Origin of the sequence: Streptomyces sp. NPDC046881, assembly GCF_040645015.1 — a bacterium.
Lineage (GTDB): Bacteria > Actinomycetota > Actinomycetes > Streptomycetales > Streptomycetaceae > Streptomyces.
Genome location: NZ_JBEYXJ010000194.1, coordinates 1 through 7,543, shown reverse-complemented (window position 1 = coordinate 7,543; position 7,543 = coordinate 1). Strand labels below are relative to the sequence as shown.

Below are 7,543 nucleotides of genomic sequence, written 5' to 3'. Positions count from 1 at the left end.
GACTCATCGGCACGGTGGAGATCCGCGTCGGCGACGAGCGGATCAAGTCCGAGCGCACCACCCCCGAAGCCACCGACCTCCAGGCCCTGTTCCCGGGGCGGTGCCCCGGGGCCTATGCACCGCAGCCCACGGCGCCGAAACCCTGTCGAGCCACCGGCAGGTACGCGGTACCGTTCTTGATGTCCCCGGCCACACGGACCCGGGGCCATCGATCCCGTACCGGCGGGTGAACCGGTTACACACATGTACGTGGGGACTCTGTCCTTCGACCTGCTCCTCGGCGACGTCCACTCGCTGAAGGAGAAGCGCTCCGTCGTCCGCCCGATCGTCGCCGAACTCCAGCGGAAGTACGCCGTGAGCGCGGCCGAGGTGGACCACGCGGACCTCCACCGGCGAGCGATCATCGGCCTCGCCGTGGTCTCCGGCGACGCGGCCCACCTCACCGACGTACTGGACCGGTGCGAACGGCTGGTCGCCGGCCGCCCCGAGGTGGAACTGCTGTCCGTGCGACGGCGCTTCCACGGCGACGACGACTGACCACGAAACGCAAGCAAGAAGAAAGAACGGGAGACGGACCAGTGGCCGACAACGCGCGGGCTAAAAGGCTGGCGGACCTCATCCGGGAGGTGGTGGCCCAGAAGCTGCAGCGCGGGATCAAGGACCCGCGGCTCGGCTCACACGTCACCATCACGGACACCCGGGTCACGGGTGACCTGCGGGAGGCGACCGTCTTCTACACGGTCTACGGCGACGAGGAGGAGCGCAAGGCCGCCGCCGCGGGCCTGGAGAGCGCCAAGGGCGTCCTCCGCTCGGCCGTGGGAGCGGCCGCCGGGGTGAAGTTCACGCCGACCCTCACCTTCGTGGCGGATGCCCTGCCGGACACCGCCCGGACCATCGAGGACCTCCTCGACCGGGCGCGCCAGTCCGACGAGAAGGTGCGCGAGGTGTCCGCGGGCGCCAGGTACGCCGGTGACGCGGACCCGTACCGCAAGCCGGGCGACGAAGACGACGAGACGGACGACGCCGCCGAATGACCAGCAAGCCCACCCCGCCCGACGGCCTCGTCATCGTCGACAAGCCGTCGGGCTTCACTTCGCACGACGTGGTCGCCAAGATGCGCGGGATCGCGAGGACCCGCCGCGTCGGCCACGCCGGCACCCTCGACCCCATGGCGACCGGTGTCCTGGTCCTCGGGGTCGAACGCGCCACCAAGCTCCTCGGGCACCTCGCGCTGACCGAGAAGGAGTACCTGGGCACCGTCCGCCTGGGCCAGAGCACCCTCACCGACGACGCCGAGGGCGAGATCACCTCGTCCACCGACGCCTCCAAGGTGACCCGGGACGCCATCGACGCCGGCATCGCCAAGCTCACCGGCGACATCATGCAGGTGCCGTCCAAGGTCAGCGCCATCAAGATCGACGGCGTACGGTCGTACAAGCGGGCCCGCGAGGGCGAGGACTTCGAGATCCCCGCCCGCCCGGTGACCATCTCCTCCTTCACGGTGTACGACGTCCGGGACGCGGTCGCCGAGGACGGCACGCCCGTGCTCGACCTGATCGTCTCCGTGGTCTGCTCCTCCGGCACCTACATCCGCGCCCTCGCCCGGGACCTGGGCGCCGGCCTCGGCGTCGGCGGCCACCTCACCGCGCTGCGCCGCACGCGCGTCGGGCCGTACAAGCTGGACGCGGCCAGGACGCTGGACCAGCTCCAGCAGGAGCTGACCGTGATGCCGATCGCCGACGCCGCGGCCGCCGCGTTCCCGCGCTGGGAGGTCGACGGCAAGCGGTCCCGGCTGCTGCTGAACGGCGTGAGGCTGGAGATCCCCGACGAGTACGCCGGCGCCGGTCCCGTGGCCGTGTTCGACCCCGAGGGCCGTTTCCTCGCGCTCGTCGAGGAGCACCGGGGCAAGGCCAAGAGCCTGGCCGTCTTCGGCTAAGCCCCGGCCGGACCCCGCCCCGGCCGTCTGCCGTGGAGCGACGGCCGGCCACGGGGTCGTGCCCCTGCCGCCGCTCCGCGGTCCCCCTCGGTTCCCCCACCCCTAGGCTTATCCAGCAGCCCCCGCCTATTCACCCGACCGGGCAGGCGCTCGGAGTGAACCGGGGGAGCGGAAGGGGGCGCGTTCACCGCGCGATCTGTCCCGCCGATCATCACGCGCCTACCGTCGAGGTCAGGGCACGGGGAGAGCAGGCGGGGAGGTAGGGCGATGGCGGGACGGGGCCCGCGCACCGGAGGCGGGGGCCGGGAGCAGGAACGGGCGTGCGGGGAGCAGCCGTACGGGCAGTGCACGCACGGGTACGGGGACGGCGCGGCCGGCGGACTGGGCGTGGACGACGGGACCCGGACCGGCGCCGGCGGTGCCGACGCCGACGCCGCCCTCGTACGGATCCGGGACCTGGCGGGGCGCCCGCGCGGATACGGCTTCCTCGCCGACCACCAGGGCACTCTGCTCACCAGCCACGAGACCGTCGACGGCCTGCCCCGGCTGGCGCTGCACGCCCCCGGGGACCGCACCTGCGTGGTCCCCGCCGACGCGGTCACCCCGCTGCCCGCCCTGGACCTCGCCCTGGTGCGCACCGAGGGCCTCGGTGTGGACCCGCTGCCGCTGTCCGTGCGGGAGCGGATCGCCGCCGGCACCTACGTCCGGGTCGCCGCCGGCTGCTGGCGGGAGGCGCGGGTGCTGGCCGCCACCGAGGTGACGTACAACGCCACCGACGGCTTCCACCTGCTGGACGACGTCCTGGAACTGGCCATCGGCACGGCCGGCCGGGACGCGCTCCGGCTCGGCGGCGGCGCGGCCGGGGGACCGGTGCTGGACGCCCGTACCGGCGCCGTCGTCGGCGTGCTCGGCACCGCCCTGCACACCGCCGAGCGCGACGCGGGCTTCGCGGTGCCGCTGCGGCCCGCCGGCGGCGCCCTCGCCGACCTGCTCGCCCGCAACGCGGCCACCGTGCCCGCCTACGGCGCCGACCTCAACCTCGCCGGCATCCTCCAGCTGACCACCACCTCCGTGGCCCAGGACGGCCCCCCGGACACCCTCACCGGCCACCCGTGCGCCGTCGAACCGCTCGAACGCGCCGCCACCGCCCGGGAACTGGCCGCCTTCACCGCCGGCGACCGGCCCGTGCTCGGCCTCGTCGGCGCCCCCGGCAGCGGTCGTACGACGGAACTCGCGGCGCTCGCCGCCCGCCGCGCCCGGGGCGAGGAGCCCGCCCCCACGCTGTGGCTGCGCGGCGCCGACCTGGAGGACACCGACGACTCGGTGGCCGACGCCGCCCGGCGCACCCTGGAGCGCGCCGCCCGGATCGTCGCCGCGTCCCGCCGCGTACAGCCCGAGGACCTCGGCGACATCAGCCCCGAACACGTGGCCCACCGCGCCGCCCGGGCCGGCCGCCCGCTGCTGCTCCTCCTCGACGGCCCCGAGGAGATGCCCCCCGTCCTCGCCCACCGCCTGCCCGCCTGGACCCGGGGCACGGCCGACTGGCTGCGCGAGACCGGGGCACGCCTGGTGGTGGCCTGCCGCGAGGAACACTGGGAACACACCGGCAACGCGTTCCCCGCGGACCTCCTGCACACCCCGACCGTCCCACCGACCAGCACCCCTGACGCGCCCGGGCCGGACGGCATGGCGGCCGGGGTCGGGGTTTTGGGCGGAGGCGCCGAGTCGCCTTACGTGTCCGGCGGCCCTGCCGGGCTGGTGACGGCTGCCCCTGCTGTCCCTGTGGCTCCTGCGGCCCCTGTGGCTCCTGCCGTCCCTGGTGTTCCGGTGGCCGACGGCGGCGTGTGGGCCGGGGCGCTGGACGGATCAGCCATTGCCACGGGCGTCGAGGGGCCGGGGCCCGTGGCGGCCGCCCCTGGCTCCCCGGCAGAGGTGCCCGTGTCGGGTGTCCCTGGCTCCCCGGCAGAGGTCCCCGTGCCGGGTGTCCCTGCCTCCTCGGCACAGGTGCCCGTGTCGGACGCCCCTGTCTCCCCGGCAGAGGCGCGCCGGCCGGTCGGCCTGGCAGTGCCGGCCGACGACGAACCGTCCAGCGGACCCTCCGCAGCCCCCCACCGTTCGCCGGCTGGCCCAGGAGAAGCACCCCACGCCTTCGCGGACCTGGGAGAGCTGCCCCACGCCCCCGCGGGCCAGGACGAGCCGTTCCGCGCCCCCGCGGACCTAGAGCCGCCCCACGTCCCCGCGGACCCCGCAGAGCCGCCCCCCGCCCCCACCCTGGACCCGCTTCCCCCCTGTGTGCGGATCGGTGACTTCACCGTGGACGAGGGGCGGCGGGCGCGGGTGCGGTACGGGGTTCCGGACGGGCTGCTGGCCGAGCGGGACGAGCGGCATCCGCTGGTGCTGCGGCTGCTGGCCGAGGTCCGGGCGGCCGTACCCGACGCCCCGCCGGCCGGTCCCGTCGACCGGGACGACGTGTTCGCGGCCTACCTCGACCTGATGTGCCTGCGCATCGCGGTCCGCCTCGCCGCGGCGGCAGGCCTGCGCGGAACGGCCGTACGCCGGCTGGCGGCCCGGGTGGCCGGGCAGGTGCACGAGGCCGCCCGGCGCAGCCTCGGCGCGGGCCAGGGCGAGCTGGACCGGGAGTCGTTCGAGGCGGTGTTCCCGTGGGGACCCGCCCCGGCCCGGCTCGGCGGCGGTACCGGCTGGGCCTCCGCCGTCCTCACCGAGGGACTCCTCGTGCCGGCCGGCGGCGGCTACCGCTTCGCCCACGAGGAGCTGGCCGACTGGATCCAGGGCATGCACCTGGACCTGGACGAGGCGCTGCGGGCCCTGGTGCACCACCCCGGCGAGCCGCACGGGGACCACCGCCCGGTCCCGGTGCCGCACCACCGCGTCGGCCCGGTCGTCCAGGCCCTGCTGCTCCTCGCACGCCAGCAGGGCCCCCGGCAACTGGCCGAGCGGCTGGGTGAGTTGATCGAGGCGCTGGACCGCGACACCGGCTCCTGGTGGGCCGCCCGGCTGCTCGCCCGGACCCTGCAGCAGGTCCCGGACCCCACGCCGTACACCGAGGTGCTGCGCCGGCTCGCCGACCGTGTCGGCGCCTGGCGCCGCGCGGGGCGGACCGTACCGGCCGACTTCCGCCCCGCCTTCTGGACCGCCCTGCCCGTCCCCGACGCCGAGCGCCTGGACCTGCTGCGCCGGCTCGTGCTGGCCGACCCGGCGCCGCCCGCGGCCGGGGACCGCTACCTGGACGCCGTGGCCCGGCTGCTCGCCGCCGCGCCCGCCGTCGTACAGCCCCTGCTCACCCGCTGGTTCGCCGACGAGCGGCCGCTGCCCGCGACCCCGCACGCCACCGTGGCCACCGCCGCGCAGGCGCTGCTGCACACGCACCGGCACGGCGCCCTGGACGACCTCACCGAGGTGCTGGTGGCCTGCGCGCACCGGCGCGCCGACGAGCTGCTCGCCGTCCTCGCCGAGGACGAGCCGCCGGCCGTCTGCCGGGCGGTCGACCGCTGGGCGCACGACGAGCGCCCCGCCCGCCGGGTGGCGGCGGTGGCGTACGGGCTGCGCGCCGCCCCGCACGTCCGCTCGGCCGCGGACCGCGCGCTGCTGCGCTACGCCGCCCTCGCCCTGCTCGCCCGCCCCGCCGACTGCACCCTGCACGGCGGCGCCCTGGCCCTGCTGGTCCGCGACCCGGACACCCGCGACCGGTATCTGCCCGCCGCCCTGCGCCACTTCGCCGACGGCGACCCGCACTTCCCGCCGAGCGCCCTGGCCCCGGCCCTGACCACGCACCCGGAACCGGTCCTGGAGGCCTTCCGCGCCCGGCTGAGCGCCCCGGACGCCGGCCGCCCGGAGACCAGGGCGGTGCTGCACGGCCTCGCCGAGGTCACCACCCCGGCCCTCGCCCCCCGGGTCGCCGCCCTCCTGCGGGGGGCGGTGCGGCTGCGCCCGGAGACCGCCGGGCACGTCGCCGGCCACCTCGACCGCCGCCTCGAACAGGGCCCCACCGCCCGCCCGGTCCTGCTGCCCCTGGTCACCGGCCTGCTCGACGGCGGTCCGGAACAGCTGCGCGCGGCGCTGGCCGCCGTCCTCGCCGCCCCCGGTACGCCCGCCTCCCGCCCGCTCCGCCGTGAGCTGCTGGAGTTCCTGCTCGCCCGGGAACGGGACCCGGCCGTCCTGGACGCCGTCCTGCACGCGGTGGTGGAACCCGGGCGCGACTGCGCGGACGAGGTCCGCGGCCTCGTCCACCGCACCGGCCTGCTCCTCGTCCGCACACCCGAGGGCGCCACCCGTTTCGACCGCGGTCTGGTCGAGCTGGGCCGGCACGTGCCCGGCTTCGCGGCCCGCATGGCCCGCTGGCTGACCGACGCCCCGGACGACTGGGCCGCCGTCGTCGGCCCCAGCACCCGCCGCATGATCGAGAACCTGGCGGGGGTACGCGTACCGGCCTGAGCAGCGGCGGGAACGTGCGCCCCGTCACAGCCCCCATGCCGGTGCTGGCGCGGGGCATCCGGCATGGCACCCTTAGACCTGCACAACGAGGTCAGGACAGACACGGACAAGGGTTCGAGGAGCGGTCACAGTGCAGCGCTGGCGTGGCTTGGAGGACATCCCCGAGGACTGGGGGCGCAGCGTCGTCACCATCGGTTCCTACGACGGCGTCCACCGCGGCCACCAGCTGATCATCCAGCACGCCGTCGACCGCGCCCGTGAACTGGGCGTTCCGGCCGTCGTGGTCACCTTCGACCCGCACCCCAGCGAGGTCGTCCGCCCCGGCAGCCACCCGCCGCTGCTCGCCCCGCACCACCGCCGGGCCGAACTGATGGCCGAGCTGGGCGTCGACGCGGTCCTCATCCTCCCCTTCACCACCGAGTTCTCGAAGCTGTCGCCCGCCGACTTCGTGGTGAAGGTCCTGGTGGACAAGCTGCACGCGAAGGCGGTCGTGGAGGGCCCGAACTTCCGCTTCGGCCACAAGGCCGCCGGGAACGTCGAGTTCCTCGCCGAGCAGGGCAAGGTGTACGACTTCGAGGTCGAGGTCGTCGACCTGTACGTCACCGGTGAGGCGGGCGGCGGCGAGCCGTTCTCCTCCACGCTGACCCGCCGCCTGGTCGCCGAGGGCGATGTCGCCGGCGCCCGCGAGATCCTGGGCCGCCCGCACCGGGTGGAGGGCGTCGTCGTCCGCGGCGCCCAGCGCGGCCGCGAGCTGGGCTTCCCGACGGCCAACGTCGAGACGCTCCCGCACACCGCCATCCCCGCCGACGGCGTGTACGCCGGCTATCTGCACGCCCAGGGCGAGGCCATGCCGGCCGCCATCTCCGTCGGCACGAACCCGCAGTTCGACGGCACCGAGCGCACGGTGGAGGCGTACGCCATCGACCGCGTCGGCCTCGACCTGTACGGCCTGCACGTCGCCGTCGACTTCCTCGCGTACGTGCGCGGCCAGGCGAGGTTCGACACGCTGGAGGACCTGCTGGAGCAGATGGCCGCGGATGTGAAGCGGTGCCGGGAGATCGTGGCGGCGGAGGACTAACCCCCTCGCCGCAGAGGAAAGGGGGGGCGGGGCGGAGAGCCCCGGCCCCCCCTCAGCGGTTTGCGCGGCCCCTCAGC

At 75.7% G+C, this 7,543-nt stretch carries 5 protein-coding genes; all 5 read left to right on the top strand.

Annotated elements, in window-relative coordinates; genetic code table 11:
* The first annotated feature begins 243 nt into the window (after positions 1 to 243).
* The 5 genes from ABZ923_RS40425 to ABZ923_RS40405 all read left to right on the top strand — a co-directional run bounded on the left by ABZ923_RS40425 (position 244) and on the right by ABZ923_RS40405 (position 7,466).
* Positions 244 to 537, top strand: coding sequence for a DUF503 domain-containing protein (locus ABZ923_RS40425; RefSeq protein ID WP_361483138.1), 294 nt, complete (start codon positions 244 to 246; stop codon positions 535 to 537).
* Positions 538 to 578: 41 nt separating this feature from the next.
* On the top strand, positions 579 to 1,034 hold the full coding sequence (gene rbfA / locus ABZ923_RS40420) for a 30S ribosome-binding factor RbfA (RefSeq protein ID WP_361483136.1): 456 nt from the start codon (positions 579 to 581) through the stop codon (positions 1,032 to 1,034).
* Positions 1,031 to 1,936 carry a tRNA pseudouridine(55) synthase TruB gene (truB, locus tag ABZ923_RS40415; RefSeq protein WP_361483133.1) on the top strand — a complete coding sequence of 302 codons (906 nt, stop codon included), beginning with the start codon at positions 1,031 to 1,033 and terminating at the stop codon, positions 1,934 to 1,936. Before rbfA ends, truB begins: the two co-directional genes overlap by 4 nt.
* 267 nt (positions 1,937 to 2,203) lie before the next feature.
* A complete protein-coding gene (locus tag ABZ923_RS40410) occupies positions 2,204 to 6,388 on the top strand; it encodes a hypothetical protein (protein WP_361483130.1) in 4,185 nt (1,394 codons plus the stop codon).
* A gap of 130 nt (positions 6,389 to 6,518) precedes the next feature.
* Positions 6,519 to 7,466, top strand: coding sequence for a bifunctional riboflavin kinase/FAD synthetase (locus tag ABZ923_RS40405; protein ID WP_361483127.1), 948 nt, complete (start codon positions 6,519 to 6,521; stop codon positions 7,464 to 7,466).
* The last annotated feature ends 77 nt before the right edge of the window (positions 7,467 to 7,543 follow it).

What these genes read in the sequence shown, in the direction of transcription:
- ABZ923_RS40410 (WP_361483130.1), top strand. Translation starts at nt 2,204, where the DNA reads ATGGCGGGACGGGGCCCGCGCACCGGAGGCGGGGGCCGGGAGCAGGAA.
- truB (WP_361483133.1), top strand. Translation starts at nt 1,031, where the DNA reads ATGACCAGCAAGCCCACCCCGCCCGACGGCCTCGTCATCGTCGACAAG.
- ABZ923_RS40425 (WP_361483138.1), top strand. Translation starts at nt 244, where the DNA reads ATGTACGTGGGGACTCTGTCCTTCGACCTGCTCCTCGGCGACGTCCAC.